The 14,327-nt window shown below is 60.5% G+C and carries 14 protein-coding genes; 8 read left to right on the plus strand and 6 right to left on the minus strand.

Annotation, left to right across the window (positions count from 1 at the left end; all coding sequences use genetic code 11):
- Positions 1 to 33: 33 nt before the first annotated feature.
- The 3 genes from NCG91_RS17895 to NCG91_RS17905 all read right to left on the minus strand — a co-directional run bounded on the left by NCG91_RS17895 (position 34) and on the right by NCG91_RS17905 (position 3,359).
- On the minus strand, positions 34 to 1,788 hold the full coding sequence (locus NCG91_RS17895; RefSeq protein WP_251350671.1) for a GspE/PulE family protein: 1,755 nt from the start codon (positions 1,786 to 1,788) through the stop codon (positions 34 to 36).
- 47 nt (positions 1,789 to 1,835) lie between these two features.
- Positions 1,836 to 2,624: a class I SAM-dependent methyltransferase gene (locus NCG91_RS17900; RefSeq protein ID WP_251350672.1), complete on the minus strand. Its 789-nt coding sequence runs from the start codon at positions 2,622 to 2,624 to the stop codon at positions 1,836 to 1,838.
- Between the two features lie 222 nt (positions 2,625 to 2,846).
- The gene (locus tag NCG91_RS17905; protein ID WP_034785134.1) at positions 2,847 to 3,359 is read right to left on the minus strand and encodes a glycine zipper 2TM domain-containing protein; all 513 of its coding nucleotides are present in this window, start codon (positions 3,357 to 3,359) and stop codon (positions 2,847 to 2,849) included.
- A gap of 401 nt (positions 3,360 to 3,760) precedes the next feature.
- On the opposite strand from NCG91_RS17905, the gene NCG91_RS17910 reads away from it, so the two are divergent.
- The 5 genes from NCG91_RS17910 to NCG91_RS17930 all read left to right on the plus strand — a co-directional run bounded on the left by NCG91_RS17910 (position 3,761) and on the right by NCG91_RS17930 (position 9,094).
- A complete protein-coding gene (locus NCG91_RS17910; protein WP_034747450.1) occupies positions 3,761 to 4,159 on the plus strand; it encodes a barstar family protein in 399 nt (132 codons plus the stop codon).
- A gap of 156 nt (positions 4,160 to 4,315) precedes the next feature.
- Positions 4,316 to 4,924, plus strand: a complete 609-nt coding sequence (gene purN, locus NCG91_RS17915; RefSeq protein ID WP_099666788.1) for a phosphoribosylglycinamide formyltransferase — start codon at positions 4,316 to 4,318, stop codon at positions 4,922 to 4,924.
- Positions 4,925 to 4,945: 21 nt separating this feature from the next.
- On the plus strand, positions 4,946 to 6,265 hold the full coding sequence (locus NCG91_RS17920; RefSeq protein ID WP_099666789.1) for an RsmB/NOP family class I SAM-dependent RNA methyltransferase: 1,320 nt from the start codon (positions 4,946 to 4,948) through the stop codon (positions 6,263 to 6,265).
- A 128-nt stretch (positions 6,266 to 6,393) separates the two neighbouring features.
- Positions 6,394 to 7,752, plus strand: a complete 1,359-nt coding sequence (locus NCG91_RS17925; protein WP_099666790.1) for a mechanosensitive ion channel family protein — start codon at positions 6,394 to 6,396, stop codon at positions 7,750 to 7,752.
- Between the two features lie 172 nt (positions 7,753 to 7,924).
- Positions 7,925 to 9,094: a DesA family fatty acid desaturase gene (locus NCG91_RS17930; RefSeq protein ID WP_369811458.1), complete on the plus strand. Its 1,170-nt coding sequence runs from the start codon at positions 7,925 to 7,927 to the stop codon at positions 9,092 to 9,094.
- A gap of 140 nt (positions 9,095 to 9,234) precedes the next feature.
- Here the strand turns inward: NCG91_RS17930 and rpmG are convergent, their stop codons facing one another.
- From rpmG to radC, 3 genes are all read right to left on the minus strand, one after another.
- A complete protein-coding gene (gene rpmG / locus NCG91_RS17935) occupies positions 9,235 to 9,402 on the minus strand; it encodes a 50S ribosomal protein L33 (protein WP_010400929.1) in 168 nt (55 codons plus the stop codon).
- Between the two features lie 22 nt (positions 9,403 to 9,424).
- Complete coding sequence (gene rpmB, locus NCG91_RS17940) at positions 9,425 to 9,661, minus strand: 50S ribosomal protein L28 (protein WP_010400928.1); 237 nt, start codon at positions 9,659 to 9,661, stop codon at positions 9,425 to 9,427.
- Positions 9,662 to 9,908: 247 nt separating this feature from the next.
- Positions 9,909 to 10,583 (minus strand): RadC family protein, encoded by a 675-nt coding sequence (gene radC, locus NCG91_RS17945; protein WP_099378018.1) that lies wholly within the window; start codon positions 10,581 to 10,583, stop codon positions 9,909 to 9,911.
- A gap of 245 nt (positions 10,584 to 10,828) precedes the next feature.
- Here radC and NCG91_RS17950 point away from each other — a divergent pair, with 245 nt between their 5' ends.
- The 3 genes from NCG91_RS17950 to ispH all read left to right on the plus strand — a co-directional run bounded on the left by NCG91_RS17950 (position 10,829) and on the right by ispH (position 14,223).
- On the plus strand, positions 10,829 to 12,676 hold the full coding sequence (locus tag NCG91_RS17950) for a LamG domain-containing protein (RefSeq protein WP_251350673.1): 1,848 nt from the start codon (positions 10,829 to 10,831) through the stop codon (positions 12,674 to 12,676).
- 134 nt (positions 12,677 to 12,810) lie between these two features.
- The gene (locus tag NCG91_RS17955; protein ID WP_070224501.1) at positions 12,811 to 13,266 is read left to right on the plus strand and encodes an FKBP-type peptidyl-prolyl cis-trans isomerase; all 456 of its coding nucleotides are present in this window, start codon (positions 12,811 to 12,813) and stop codon (positions 13,264 to 13,266) included.
- Between the two features lie 9 nt (positions 13,267 to 13,275).
- Positions 13,276 to 14,223 carry a 4-hydroxy-3-methylbut-2-enyl diphosphate reductase gene (gene ispH / locus NCG91_RS17960; protein ID WP_251350674.1) on the plus strand — a complete coding sequence of 316 codons (948 nt, stop codon included), beginning with the start codon at positions 13,276 to 13,278 and terminating at the stop codon, positions 14,221 to 14,223.
- Positions 14,224 to 14,327: the final 104 nt, after the last annotated feature.

Below are 14,327 nucleotides of genomic sequence, written 5' to 3' on the forward strand. Positions count from 1 at the left end.
ATGCAAAGCATTCCTGCGAGAAAGTACTGAAGTTCACGGCAGGGCCGCCGTGAGCTTCAGCACTTCGTCGAGACTGGTCGTGCCATCGATGATCTTGCGCGCGCCGGCGATGCGCAGCGGCGTCATGCCGTCCAGCAGGCTCTGGCGGCGCAGCGCGTGCAGGTCGGCGCCCGCCTTGACCAGCTGGCCGAACGTTTCCGTCACGCCCAGCAGTTCATAGATGCCGGCCCGCCCCAGGTAGCCGCTGTGCCGGCACAGGGCGCAGCCGACGGGGCGGTACGTTGCGGCCGGCCGTTCCAGCTGGCCGCCCGTCAGGCGTTGCCAGGCAGCTGCGCCGGGGGCGGCGTCCAGCTGCTTGCAGGCCGCGCACAGGCAGCGCAACAGGCGCTGCGCCAGCACGCCGGCCAGGCACGCTTCCAGCAGGTAGGCGGGCAAGCCCAGTTCCAGCAGGCGCATGACGGCCGAGGGCGCGTCATTGGTGTGCAGGGTTGAGAGCACCAGGTGCCCCGTCAGCGCCGCCTGGATGGCCATCTCGGCCGTGGCCAGGTCGCGGATTTCGCCCACCATGATGATGTCGGGATCTTGCCGCATCAGCGCCCGCACGCCATCGGCAAACGACAGTTCGATGCCGGCCTGGGTTTGCACCTGCATCTGGTTGAAGGCCGGTTCGACCATTTCGATGGGGTCTTCTACCGTGCACACATTGACTTCGCTGCCGGCCAGCGCCTTCAGGGTGCTGTACAGGGTGCAGGTCTTGCCCGAGCCGGTGGGACCCGTCACCAGCACGATGCCGTGCGTGCGCGCCGTCAGCTGGCGCCAGCGTTCGGCGTCCGCGGGTGGAAAGCCCAGCTCGGCCAGGCTCTTGACGGCCACTTCCGGGTCGAAGATGCGCATGACGAGCTTTTCGCCGAAGGCCGTGGGCAAGGTCGACAAACGCAGTTCGATTTCCTGGCCCTGCGCATTGCGCGTCTTGATGCGGCCATCCTGGGGACGGCGCTTTTCCACCACGTCCATGCGCCCGAGCAACTTGATGCGCGCCGTCATGGCCAGCAAGACCACGGGCGGCAGCTGGTAGGCCTGGTGCAGGCGGCCGTCGATGCGCAGGCGCACGAGGCCCGCGTCGCGCTTCGGTTCCAGATGGATGTCGGAGGCGCGCTGGGCAAACGCGTATTGCCACAGCCAGTCGACGATGCGCACTACGTGCTGGTCGTTGGCGTCCAGGTTACCCTTGTTGCGCCCCAGTTCCACCAGTTGTTCGACATTCTGGCGCAGTGCCAGGTCTTGTGTGGAGGCTTGCCGGGCCACCTTGACGGAACTGGCCAGGCTGAAAAATTGCGCGATGGCGTCGGCGATGTGCAGCGGATTGGCGATGACCAGGCTCAGCTTGCGCGGCGCCAGCTTGCCCAGCTGGGCCTGCCAAGCGAGCGCGTACGGCTGGGCCGTGGCGATGACGATGCGCTCCGGCGTGCTTTCCACGGGCAGGATGTTGAAGCGGGCCGCATAGCCGGCCGTCATGACGTCGGCCACCTGGCTGAAATCGATGTGCAGGGGATCGATGCGCACATATGGCAGGCTTGCGCGTTGCGCCAGCCAGGCGCACAGGGTGTCGAGCGTCAGTGCGCCGTGGGCGATGCTGCACAGCGGATGCAGGGCCGGCGCCGGCAGCAGGGCGGCCTGGGCGCCGATGGCGGCCGCTTGCGCCGCGTCGAGCAAGCCGTCTTCCTGCAGCCAGGCCAGCAGTTGCGGCAGTTGCAGCGGCGTATCGGGAGAAGGAGGGGATGCGGGCATGGCCGGCGCCTTTCCGGGCTGCCGGCCTTGCCTGGACTTGCCGGCGGTTACAGGATGCTGACGATGCCCTTGACCCAGGACTTGGCGGGCAGCTTGGTCTCGGCGACGATCTGCTTGGCGCGCTCGAGCAGGGCGGCTTGCGCTTCGGCATCGAGTGCCACTTTCGTCTTGAAAGCGATGGCCACCACGTTCCCATCATGGACTTCCGGCAGGCAGATCACCTGTTCGAACGCAAACTTCATCGCCTTGATGTTCTTTGCATAGCTGGGATGGTCGCCAAACAGGTTGACCGTCATGATGCCGTGCGGCGCCAGGCAGGCGCAGCAGGCGGAATAGAACTCGGCGCTGTCGAGCACGGGACCGCGTGCCGTGGCGTCGTACAAGTCCACTTGCAGGGCGTCCAGGCTGCCATGGTTGGCCTCATCGTTGACGTAGTCGAGCGCATCCATCTCGCGCACGTGCAGGCGCTCGTCGTTGGGCGGCAGCTTGAACATCGAGGCGCAGATGGTGATGACGGACGGGTTCAGTTCGATGGCCTCGACCTGTGCCTGCGGGAACTGGCGGTAGCAGAACTTGGTCAGCGCGGCCGTGCCCAGGCCCAGCTGGGCGAGGCGCTGCGGCTGCTCGATCCACAGCATCCACGCCATCATCTGCTGCGCGTATTCGAGTTCCGGCCAGTCCGGCTTGCGGATGCGCATGGCGCCCTGCACCCATTCCGTGCCGAAATGCAGATAGCGCACGCCATCCATTTCCGACAGGGTGACAGGGGCGTAGCGTGGCTTGCGCGCAGGGCGCGAGGATTCGACTTGTTCGATGGATTTTCGTTTGATAAGCATAATGCGGCCTGAAAGTGTGCCGCATTATAGCCCGTGCCGGGGCGCCATAAAAAATGCCGGCCCCATGAGAAAGACATGGGGCCGGCATTTTAGTACTGAGTAACAACGCTTGACAGAAGCGTCGCGAGCGGAAGGCAGAGGTGGCCGAGAAGCGCAACCGTACTCCAGTACGGTGAGCATCGCAGGCCACCTATGCCGACGCGCAGCAGCTTATGTCAGGCGTTACTGTTGAGCAGGCTCGATGGAGACGCGCAAGCGGATGCGTTCGCCCGGATCGTAGGACATGATGCTCGTGTAGTTGCGGCCGCGGTAGTCGTAGGTGACCTGGTAGCCATTGTTGCGCGATTCCCAGTGGTCGACCTGACGGCATTGCTTGACGGCTTGTTCCTGCATGCCGCCCTGGTAATTGTTCTGGTTGTCGACACGGTCGCCGACGACGGCGCCGGCAATCGCGCCAGCGGCTGCCGCGGCCGTGCGGCCATTGCCGCCGCCGACCTGGCTGCCGAGCAGGGCGCCGGCGATACCGCCGACGATGGAGCCGCCAGCGCTGCGCTGTTGCGGCGGTGCCTGGACTTGCACGTATTCCGTACGGCATTCCTGGCGTGGACGATTGATCTGTTCCACTTGCGGCACGACGCGCACGACCTTGCCGAAATCTTCAAAGTCGGCGGCCTGGGCGAGTGGCAATGCACCGATACAAAGGGCTGACATCATCAATTTGGCTTGCAAGTTCATTTGTAACCTCGTTATCTAGAGAATCTTTCAGGGTATTTTTTACAACTTGGGGCTATAGTAATCCCGCCGGGCGGCGACAAGTGTTTCGCGTGGCAACAAAATGTAACAGCCCAAGCCCCTTGCCCCACAGTCTGTAACATGCACTTTCAATCGATACAAGATGTTGAAGTGACTTGAAACCAGCGGTTTGTAACAAATCTTGCGTTTGACATCATATTCGGGTTGATTCATGCAGGACAACACGTTACCCTAATACGCGTATGGCTTATATAAAATCGCACTGAATCGCATAAAAGTTGATACAGATCGAATCACCGCGTGCGCATTGACCCGCGTGCGGGGATGCAATAAGAAGAGCAGCTAGAAGATATCCATACATAACAGGTCGATTTGAGGGAAAAATGAGTTTGTTACTAACCGTGCCGCCCAACCTTGTCCAGTCCATCCGTGCCTTTCGCGTGACCGAATTACAAGACGAGGCGATCCGTCTCGGGCAGCACTTTTTATATGCGCATTGCAACGCTGGACAGACCAAACAACAAGTCATCGGCATTATTGCAGAAGCATTCCTGTTTCCGAAGAACCTGGCGAAGAATTTCGACGCCCTGCGCCTGTGCCTGACGGATACCATGTTCAAGGCGGGCACGCAAACGGGCTTCCTGGTGGTGCTCGAGCAATTGCCAAATACGCAAAAATTCGACAAGGAAGCGCGCGAGATCCTGCTCGACGTGTTCCGCGACGCGGCCGACTACTGGGCCGAGAAGAAAGTCCCGTTCCGCGTCTTCTATTCGTTCGAGTAAATACTTACTCTTGCCGCGGCGCCGTCAAGCGGGCCTCCGGCGCAGGTGAAAACCGGCATCGCCGGGCGGCTGCGGCGCGCCGGCGCTCATGTTGCGCCGCAACAATAATACCGGCCTTTCTAGATTCGCATCGCCATAGCGGGTACAATGCGCGCTATGAAAAATATCGTTATCCTCATTTCCGGACGCGGCAGCAACATGGAAGCGGTCGTCCGCGCGGCGCAAGCCGAGCAATGGCCAGCCCGTATTGCCGCCGTCATCAGTAACAGGGCCGATGCCCAGGGACTGGTGTTTGCCGCGGAACATGGGATAGCGACGGCAGTCGTTGCCAACAAGGATTATGCCAGCCGCGAACAGTTCGATGCGGCGCTGCAAGCCGTGATCGACGGCTTCGCCCCCGACCTGGTCGTGCTGGCCGGTTTCATGCGCATCCTGACGCCGCCCTTCGTCGAGCATTACGCGGGGCGCATGCTCAATATCCACCCGTCGCTGCTGCCGCTGTTCCCGGGCATGGCGACGCACCGCCAGGCGCTCGAGGCGGGCGTGACGGAACACGGCGCGACCGTGCATTTCGTGACTGCCGAGCTTGACCATGGCCCGGCCGTGGCGAGCGCGGTGGTGCCAGTCTTGCCAGGCGACACAGAAGACAGCTTATCGGCGCGCGTGCTGGTACAGGAACATCTGCTTTACCCGCGCGCCATCCGCCTGTTCATTGACGATAAACTGTCAGTCGAGCATGGCCAGGTCCGCGTGGACCCTCAATAAAATATTACAGGAAGAATAACAATGAGATTGCCACCAGCGATACTTGCCAATGCTGAAGAAGTATTGCGCGAAATTTTACGTTTCACGGCCCCGGCCGACACCACCCTGTCGCGCTATTTCCGCGACCATCCGCGCCTCGGTTCGCGCGAACGCGGCGCCATCGCCGAAGGCATTTATGCCGTCCTGCGCAACAAATCGTTCTTCACGGACTTCGCCGAAGCGGGCAGCGGCCCGACCATGCGCCGTTTGACCATCCTCGGCCTGGCCGAAGCCGTCGGTGCCGACTCCCTGGGCGGCCTGACGGAAGAAGAAGTGGAATGGCTGGAACGCATCACGCAGATCGACCGCAGCCTGATGCCGTCGAACATGCGCGCCAACATGCCGACCTGGCTGTTCGACAAGCTGATCGCCCAGTTCGGCGAAGCGGAAACCATGAAGCTGGCCGATGCGCTGAACGCGCCGGCGCCGCTGGACTTGCGCGTCAACTCGCTCAAGGCCACGCGCGACGACGTGATGCTGGCCCTGGCCGAAGCGCCTATCCTCAGCACGCCGACGCCGTATGCCCCGCTGGGCTTGCGCGTGATCAAGAAGCCATCGTTGCAAAACCTGCCATTGTTCCAGAGCGGCGCCATCGAAGTGCAAGATGAAGGCAGCCAGATCCTGTCGCAGATCGTCGGCGCCAAGCGCGGCGAGATGGTCGTCGATTTCTGTGCCGGCGCGGGCGGCAAGACCCTCGCATTGGGCGCGCTGATGCGCAACACGGGCCGTTTGTACGCGTTCGACGTGTCGGAAAAGCGTTTGGCCAAGCTGAAGCCGCGCATGGCCCGCAGCGGCCTGTCGAACGTGCATCCGGTGCAGATCGCGCATGAGCGCGATGCCAAGATCAAGCGCCTGGCCGGCAAGATCGACCGCGTGCTGGTCGACGCCCCATGCAGCGGCCTGGGCACCCTGCGCCGCAATCCGGACGTGAAATGGCGCCAGCAGCCGAACTCGATCGTGGAATTGCAAGCCAAGCAGGCAGCCATCCTGGCCGGCGCGGCGCGCCTCGTCAAGGGCGGCGGCCGCCTGGTGTACGCCACCTGCAGCTTCCTGAACGAAGAAAACGACTTTATCGCCGAGCAATTCCTGGCCGCCCATCCGGACTTCACCCTGGTGCCGATGAGCAAGGTGCTGGCCGAGCAGAAGATCGAGCTGGAAATGGGCGACTACCTGAAATTGTTGCCGCACCTGCACCAGACCGACGGCTTCTTCGCCGCCGTGTTCGAGCGCAAGGTCATGCCGAAAAAAGTCTACGCCGATGAAAAACCGGCCGACGACGCGGACGCTGAACAAGCCGAATAAGCCGTCACGGGCCGCCGCTGCACCTGGCAGCGGCGGCTTTCAATGCCGCCAGCCCGCCTGGCGGCATGGGCCTAGCCCCTCCGTATCACCTCCGTCCCACCCGTCTCACCTTCCGGACCGCATCCGCCATGAATGAAACCCCGCTGCTGAATCTGATCACTGACTTTGTCGATGATTTCCGTCAACCGGCCATCCTGTGGCAGGCGCTGGTTATCGTCGCCTGCCTGGCGCTGAGCTGGCTGCTGGTGCGGCAGTTGCGCGTGTTCCTGCATCAGCGGGCGGAAGCGGCCACCGTGCCGGCCACGCCGGAAACCTTGCAGCGCACGGACAGTTTCATCCGCATCCTGACGCCCGTGCTGGCGGCCATGCTGCTGGGCATTGCGCAGCATTTCCTGGCCAAGTTCCAGTCTGTGAACCTGCTCAGTATTGCCATTCCCCTGTGCACCTCAATGGCGCTGGTGCGCTTCGGGTTTTACGTGCTGCGCCGCATTTTTGCCCGCCACGGCGACATCAGCCCGACCATGTTGCTGCTGGAGAAGATATTCACGGTGGTGGTGTGGGCCGGCATGGCCCTGTACATCACGGGCCTGTGGCCGGAATTGCACACCTTCCTGGAAAGCATCGTCGTGCCGCTGGGGCGCAACAAGGTGTCCGTGGCTGCCATCTTGCAAGCCGCTATTTCCGTGGCCGTGCTGCTGGTGCTGGCCATGTGGGCCGGTACTTCGCTCGACGAGCGCCTGATGAAAATGCAGGGCTTGCACACTTCCTTGCGCGTGGTGTTGTCGCGCATGGGGCGCGCCGTGCTGATCCTCGTTTCCGTGCTGGTCAGCCTGTCGCTGGTGGGCATCGACCTGACGGTGCTGTCCGTGTTCGGCGGCGCCTTCGGCGTGGCGCTGGGCTTCGGCTTGCAAAAGATCGCCGCGAACTTCGTGTCCGGTTTCATCATCCTGCTGGACCGCAGCCTGACCATCGGCGACATGATTACGGTGGGTCAATTCACCGGCAAGGTCACGCAAATCAATACGCGCTATACTGTGTTATTGGGTGGCGATGGCGTTGAATCCATCGTGCCGAATGAAATGCTGATTTCCGGCGGCGTGCAGAACATGTCGCTGAGCAACCGCATGGTCTGGCTGTCGACGGCCGTGTCGGTGGGCTATGAAACGGATCTGGATGTCATCTTCCCCTTGCTGGAAGCGGCGACGGCCAAGGTGCCGCGTGTGTCGCAAAGCAATCCGCCATCGGCTACCCTCGTGCGTTTCGGCGCCGACGGCCTCGATGTGCAGATCGGCTTCTGGATCGCTGACCCGGAAAATGGCACCGGTGGCGTGAAGTCGAATGTGAACCGCGCCATCTGGCGCACCTTGCAGGAACATAAGGTCACTGTACCGTTTCCGCAACGCGAATTGCGTATTGTTGGTACGCCTCCTGCCCCGCTCGCCAGCGCGGCAGAGGGTGAGTCCGCCCCATCCGGCACCCAGCCTTAACCTCGCTGCCTGCCTCCGATTTTGCCTGACCGCACCCATTAGGGCGTACAATCACGCCTAAAATTAACTCTGCCGGACCTCCAGAGTCACTGGAGCGACCGTGCGCACGCCCTGTCCACTTGGAGTAGTAGTAATGACATTGAGTTCCGTTTTACACGACGTTTTGCAGTTCATGGCAACTGGCATTACCGATCTGTCCGCATGGCAAGTTTTCCTGTACACCATGGTGGTCACGCATATCACCATCGCCAGCGTCACGATTTACCTGCACCGCCACCAGGCCCACCGGGCGCTGGAATTGCATGCGATCCCCAGCCATTTCTTCCGTTTCTGGCTGTGGCTGACGACGGGCCAGGTGACCAAGGAATGGGCGGCCATCCACCGCAAGCACCACGCCAAGTGCGATACGGAAGAAGATCCGCACAGCCCCGTGACGCGCGGCATCAAGAAAGTCTTCTGGGAAGGCGCCGAGCTGTACCGTGCTGAATCGAAGAACATGGAAACCATGGCGAAATATGGCCACGGCACGCCGACGGACTGGATCGAGCGCAACCTGTACACCAAATACAGCTGGCTGGGCGTGGTGTCGCTGTTCGTCATCAATTTCATCCTGTTCGGCGTGATCGGCATTTCCGTGTGGGCCGTGCAAATGATGTGGATCCCCATCACGGCGGCCGGCATCATCAACGGCATCGGCCACTACTGGGGCTACCGCAACTACGACTGCGCCGATGCGGCCACCAACATCATTCCGTTCGGCATCCTGATTGGCGGCGAAGAGTTGCACAACAATCACCATACCTATGCGACCTCGGCCAAGCTGTCGTCGAAATGGTATGAAATCGATATCGGCTGGGCGTATATCCGCGCGCTGGAAATGCTGGGCCTGGCCAAGGTGAAAAAGCTGGCGCCGGAGCCGAAGTTCTCGCACGGCAAGCTGGAAGCGGACTTCGAGACCTTGCAATCTGTCATCGCCAACCGCTACGACGTGATGGCCAAGTATGCGAAATCGATCAAGCATGCCTGGAAGGAAGAGCTGGAACACTTGAAGCACAAGGCGGAACTGGAAAAGCGCTTCCTGAAATCGTCGCGCAAGCTGATGCAGCGCGAGCCGGGCAAGCTGGCCGATGCGCACCACGAACAGCTGTCGGAATTGTTCCAGCACAGCAAGGCGCTGGAAACCATGCACCACATGCGCGTGGAGCTGGGCGCCATCTGGGAGCGTTCGCACTTTACGCGTGAGCAATTGCTGCAAAAGCTGCAAGACTGGTGCACGCGCGCCGAAGCGTCTGGCATCAAGTCGCTGCAAGACTTCTCCTTGCGCCTGCGCAGCTATGCCTGAGTGAGCTGTTGCGTCATATCAAGGCCCTGGTTTCCAGGGCCTTTTTTTCGTCCCGGCACAAGGGGAGAGCGGCGAGATGAAAATCAGGGCGAAAAAAAACCGCTCATCGGAGCGGCTCTTTTTACAGAACACAATATCAATTACTTGATTTTGGTTTCTTTGTACGTTACGTGCTTGCGTGCTTTAGGATCGAATTTCATGATCTCCATTTTCGCAGGCGTCGTACGCTTGTTTTTGGTGGTCGTGTAGAAGTGACCCGTACCGGCGGTCGATTCTAACTTGATTTTGTCGCGGCCTGATTTTGCCATGATAGCTCCCTTATTCTGCTAATTAGACTTTTTCGCCACGAGCGCGCATATCGACCAATACGGCGTCGATGCCGACTTTATCGATGACGCGCAGACCGGCGTTGGACAAACGCAGGGAGACCCAGCGGTTTTCAGATTCAACAAAAATACGACGATTCTGCAAGTTAGGCAAAAAACGACGTTTGGTTTTGTTGTTTGCATGGGAAACATTGTTGCCGACCATCGGCTTCTTCCCAGTGACTTGGCAAACACGTGCCATGGCGCACTCCTTAAAGATATTCCAAATTGGAAAAACGAGAGTATATCCAAAATAAGCCGATTTATCAATGACTTGCGAAAAACAATTGTGTCATGTTGTATTGAAATAATTTAACAATCTGACTTTTCCCCTTCTTCATAGGGGAAGGCACTGGTAAACAGCGCTGTTTACTGTTAGATAAGCGTCTCGCTGCAGTGACGTATGTCCTTGTTTACACATGGTTAACTGTCGCCTGGCCGGCCACGGTCTAGATCTGGCCGTGTTCTGCGAACGAATGCACGTGCCGCCCGGCCACGACGAAATGGTCGAGGATGCGCACGTCCACCAGCGACAACGCTTGCACCAGCGCGCGCGTCAGCAATAGATCCGATTCGCTGGGCTCGGGTGTGCCGGACGGGTGGTTGTGCGCCAGCATGACGCTGGCCGCGTTGTGCAGCAGCGCCTGCTTGACGACTTCGCGCGGATATACGCTGGTGTGGGTGAGGGTGCCGCGAAACATTTCCTGGGTCGTGATCAGGCGGTTCTTGACGTCCAAAAACAATACGTGGAATGCTTCATGCGCCAGGTGGCCCAGGGTCAGGCGCAAATAATCTTTCACGGCGTGCGGCGAATTGAGGGCCTGGCCCGCCTGCAAGTCTTCGATGATGGCGCGCCGCGCCAGTTCCAGCACGGCTTGCAATTGGGCAAACTTGGCGCTGCCCATGCCATGCACGGCGGAAAAGCTCACGAGGCTGGCGCCAAACAGGCCCCGCAGGGAGCCGAAGTGCTCGACCGTGTCGCGCGCCAGTTCCACGGCGCTCTTGCCGCGCACGCCCGTGCGCAGGAAGACGGCCAGCAATTCCGCGTCCGACAGCGATTGCGCGCCATCCTCGATCAGGCGTTCGCGCGGCCGTTCGCCGGCCGGCCAATCCTTGATGCCCATCTTGCCTCCCGTTCGCGCCCGGCTGGTCGTGGCGCCTGCCGATGATTGTCGCGCCTTCCCCGGGCGGCCATGCTGCGCTAGCTCGTCTTCATGGCGAATCATATGAAAAAAACAAAAACCAAGATGCCCGGCCTGGCCATTTTCAGGCGCTATGATTTGCCTGTCGTTGCATTCCATGCAAGTTGCAGAGATGGGGAGTCAGGGCCCTGAACTCAATGTCTTCCACTTGTTTTACAGGAGTCGTCATGCCGTACATCAAAGTTATCAATGGAGTCATGCAAGAGTTCAACACCGCTGGCGTCAACACGGGCAAGGTCAGCGGCATCGGCCTCAATGCGCACGCGTATCTGGAACACCGCAACTGGAGCGTTACCGCACCGCTGACGCCGGACGTGAAGAATCCTGATTACAGCACCGATTTTCCGTATCTTGCGGCCAACGGCTTCAAGTACCTCCAGGTGATGCTGGCGCCTTTCAACGGCAAGGAGGGCGGTTGGAACTGGGGCGAGGTCGTAGGCAAGCCCGATTTCGCAACCGACAACACGCTGACCGCACTCAATATCAAGCCCGCATACTGGGCCGCGATCCAGGCGCTGCTCGATTGCGCGCTGGCCAATGGCATCGGCATCATCGCCTGCCCATTCTGGAATCCCTACGCCGTGCCGCAACTGGTGGGCGAGGCGGGCCCTGCGGGTGCTACAAAAGACGAGCAGGCCGCCGCCGCGCGCGTCGCACTGGCCAATCTGCAGTCGAAAACACGCCGCTACATGCGTGCCTTTGCACAGGCTTTTGCGCAGCACTACAGCAACCATGCCGGCATCGCCGCCTGGATGGCTGCGCAGGAACTGAAGGGCGTGACGGATATGAGCTTGAGCGCTTGCCGGGAAATCATCCAGGAAACGGCGCAATTGCTGCGTGACAACGATGGCCTGGCGCGCATGATTTCTTCCGGTAACGCGGGCATTGCCCATACTTGGCCCCGGCAAGGCTCTTTGCAGCAATACGTCACGGAAACCCTACCATTGATGAATCCGGACCCGGTCGACTGCCTTTGTGAAAACCTGTTTCTGGGTAATGAATATGTGAGCAGCGCCCTGGACAACAGCGCGGATTTGCCGGCCGACTTCGTCTCGTCTTCGCTCGCTTACCTGCAAGTGATGCAGCGCGCGGCCAAGGCCTTGGGCAAACCGTATTACCTTGGCAGCTTTTGCCTGTCGGAAAAGCAGGAGCAGGCGTTGCAAGATACCGAACGGCAAGACAACTTGCACGCCTTGCTGAGCGCCATACGCCGTACGGGCGTGCAACTGGCATGCTATTGGGACTGGAACGGCGGCAAGCCCATGCAAGACGACGGTCTGAACCTGGTGGAAACACCCGCCTACAGCAACGGACGCAAGGCCGTCTGGGACGCCTTGCGCGGCGACGACGCCGTCCGTCAGGCGCCGCCCACGCCTTGCTTCGGCGTCATGAAAACCTTGCAATTCCAGCCTGGCCTCCTGCTCACCGTGCCGTCATCCGCGCGCTACGAGAGCGCCGATTTTTCGCTGTCGTATTGCATCCGGCAGCAGGCATTTTCCACGATGGTGGGCCGGGGCGGGGCTTTTGTCGCGCGTCAGGCGAACCTGAAAGGATGGACGCTGCTGACGCAGGATATCCAGACGTTCCTGTTCCTGCGCAACAGTGCCGGTGCGGGCTTTAATAACAATGGTCACGGCGTGAACGTGGATGGCGCCAACCGCTGGTTTCGCTGCACCTACACCGTCAAGCATGATGGTTCCATCAGCCTGTACGTCGACGATTTCCTGATGTCGCAGGGCAGCAAGATGGTGACGCCATTCGTGCAGGCCATCGGCGCGCCCCTGGTGATCGGCCGCACCGTGGATGCGCAGGAGCAGGGCGCGCCAGCCTGGCAGTTGTCGGACGTCATCCTGTACGACCGCGTGCTGACGCCGAAGGAAGTGTATGACTATGGTCAGTATGGCATCGTGCACCGGCCCGTAGGGCGCTGGAAGCTCGACGGCAACCTGGAAGACAGCTCCGGCTTCGGCAACCACGCCAGCACGGCGGGCGGGTTGACGTACGTCAACGTCTGATTCGTCGATTCGACGTCGGATGTGTTGCGCGGCCATGTTTTTTGACAAAAGCATGGCCGCGCCGAGATGGCATGGGGCGCGCTGGCTCAGGGTGGCTTACAATATCGTTTTGCACCAGTTACTTGAAAACTACTATGTCCAACGAGCAACCAGCAGTCGTCACCGAAGCGGCTTACCTCACCCTGCATTATCGTCTTGCCACTGTTGACGGTACTGACATTGTCACGACCTTCAGCGGCAATCCCGCGACCTTGATGCTGGGACAGGGCCAGCTGGCGCCGTTCCTCGAGCAGCGCTTGCTGGGCTTGCCTGAAGGCACGCACCAGACGTTCGAGCTGGCGGCCGGCGAAGGTTTCGGCGAGCGCAATCCCGAGTTGGTGCAGTCCGTCTCGCGCGCCACGCTGGACGAGAACTCCGTGCCGGGCGCCGACTACAAGATCGGCGACCTGGTCGATTTCGCCGCGCCGGGCGGCGGCCGTTTTGCCGGCGTGCTGCGCGAAATGCGCGAGGACTCGGCCCTGTTCGACTTCAACCATCCGCTGGCTGGCCAGCCGCTGCGTTTTGAAGTCAAGCTCATCTCGGTCCTGTAAGGAGTAGCGATGGATAAGGAACTGTTACTGGCCCAGCCCCGCGGCTTTTGCGCTGGCGTCGACCGGGCGATCGAAATCGTCGAGCGCGCCCTGCAGCAATTTGGCGCACCGATCTATGTGCGCCATGAAATCGTCCACAACGCCTATGTGGTGGCCGACTTGCGCAACAAGGGCGCCATCTTCATCGACGACCTCGATGACGTGCCTGCAGGCAATACGCTCGTGTTTTCCGCGCATGGCGTGTCGAAAGCCGTGCGCGCCGAGGCGGAATCGCGCGGCCTGAGCATTTTTGACGCCACTTGCCCGCTGGTTACCAAGGTGCACATGGAAGTGAGCAAGATGCGCCGCGAAGGCCGCGAGATCATCATGATCGGCCACGATGGCCATCCCGAGGTGGAAGGCACGATGGGTCAGGCCGATATGGGCATGCATCTGGTGGAAACACTCGACGATGTGGCGAAATTGCAAGTTGCCAATCCGGAAAGCCTGGCCTATGTTTCGCAAACAACGTTGTCAGTTGACGACACTAGCGACATTATTGCGGCCTTGAAAGCGAAATATCCGAATATCGCCGAGCCGAAAAAAGGCGACATCTGCTACGCCACCACCAACCGCCAGGAAGCCGTGAAATTCATGGCCCCGCAAGTGGAAGTGGTGATCGTCGTGGGCAGCCCGAACAGCTCGAATTCGAACCGCTTGCGCGAAGTGGCCGAGAAGATGGGCACGCCTGCCTACATGGTCGACAATGCCTCGCAAATCGATCCCGCCTGGCTGGAAGGCAAGCTGCGCGTGGGTGTGACGGCCGGCGCCTCGGCGCCCGAGGTGCTGGTGCAAGCCGTCATCGACCGCTTGAAGGAGTGCGGCGTGAAGAGCGTGCGCCCGCTCGACGGCGTACAGGAAGCCGTCACGTTCCCGATGCCGAAAGGCCTTGATGGCATCAAGCGCGACGTCGCCTGAGTCTGTACGGTTGTTGAGTATCGATGAAATAGTTACCTCAAAACCGAATTTAATTCGGAAATGATCGATTTATTCCAAGTTTAGTTTTTGCAAAAGATCGTTAT

It is taken from the genome of Janthinobacterium kumbetense, from assembly GCF_023703445.1.
Classification (GTDB): Bacteria; Pseudomonadota; Gammaproteobacteria; order Burkholderiales; family Burkholderiaceae_D; genus Janthinobacterium; species Janthinobacterium kumbetense.

Bases quoted from the DNA above. Each gene is read 5' to 3' on its own strand.
- NCG91_RS17950 (WP_251350673.1), top strand. From the start codon at position 10,829: ATGCCGTACATCAAAGTTATCAATGGAGTCATGCAAGAGTTCAACACC.
- NCG91_RS17925 (WP_099666790.1), top strand. From the start codon at position 6,394: ATGAATGAAACCCCGCTGCTGAATCTGATCACTGACTTTGTCGATGAT.
- NCG91_RS17920 (WP_099666789.1), top strand. From the start codon at position 4,946: ATGAGATTGCCACCAGCGATACTTGCCAATGCTGAAGAAGTATTGCGC.
- NCG91_RS17910 (WP_034747450.1), top strand. From the start codon at position 3,761: ATGAGTTTGTTACTAACCGTGCCGCCCAACCTTGTCCAGTCCATCCGT.
- ispH (WP_251350674.1), top strand. From the start codon at position 13,276: ATGGATAAGGAACTGTTACTGGCCCAGCCCCGCGGCTTTTGCGCTGGC.
- NCG91_RS17905 (WP_034785134.1), bottom strand. From the start codon at position 3,359: ATGAACTTGCAAGCCAAATTGATGATGTCAGCCCTTTGTATCGGTGCA.
- NCG91_RS17930 (WP_369811458.1), top strand. From the start codon at position 7,925: ATGGCAACTGGCATTACCGATCTGTCCGCATGGCAAGTTTTCCTGTAC.
- NCG91_RS17955 (WP_070224501.1), top strand. From the start codon at position 12,811: ATGTCCAACGAGCAACCAGCAGTCGTCACCGAAGCGGCTTACCTCACC.
- purN (WP_099666788.1), top strand. From the start codon at position 4,316: ATGAAAAATATCGTTATCCTCATTTCCGGACGCGGCAGCAACATGGAA.
- rpmB (WP_010400928.1), bottom strand. From the start codon at position 9,661: ATGGCACGTGTTTGCCAAGTCACTGGGAAGAAGCCGATGGTCGGCAAC.
- rpmG (WP_010400929.1), bottom strand. From the start codon at position 9,402: ATGGCAAAATCAGGCCGCGACAAAATCAAGTTAGAATCGACCGCCGGT.
- radC (WP_099378018.1), bottom strand. From the start codon at position 10,583: ATGGGCATCAAGGATTGGCCGGCCGGCGAACGGCCGCGCGAACGCCTG.
- NCG91_RS17895 (WP_251350671.1), bottom strand. From the start codon at position 1,788: ATGCCCGCATCCCCTCCTTCTCCCGATACGCCGCTGCAACTGCCGCAA.
- NCG91_RS17900 (WP_251350672.1), bottom strand. From the start codon at position 2,624: ATGCTTATCAAACGAAAATCCATCGAACAAGTCGAATCCTCGCGCCCT.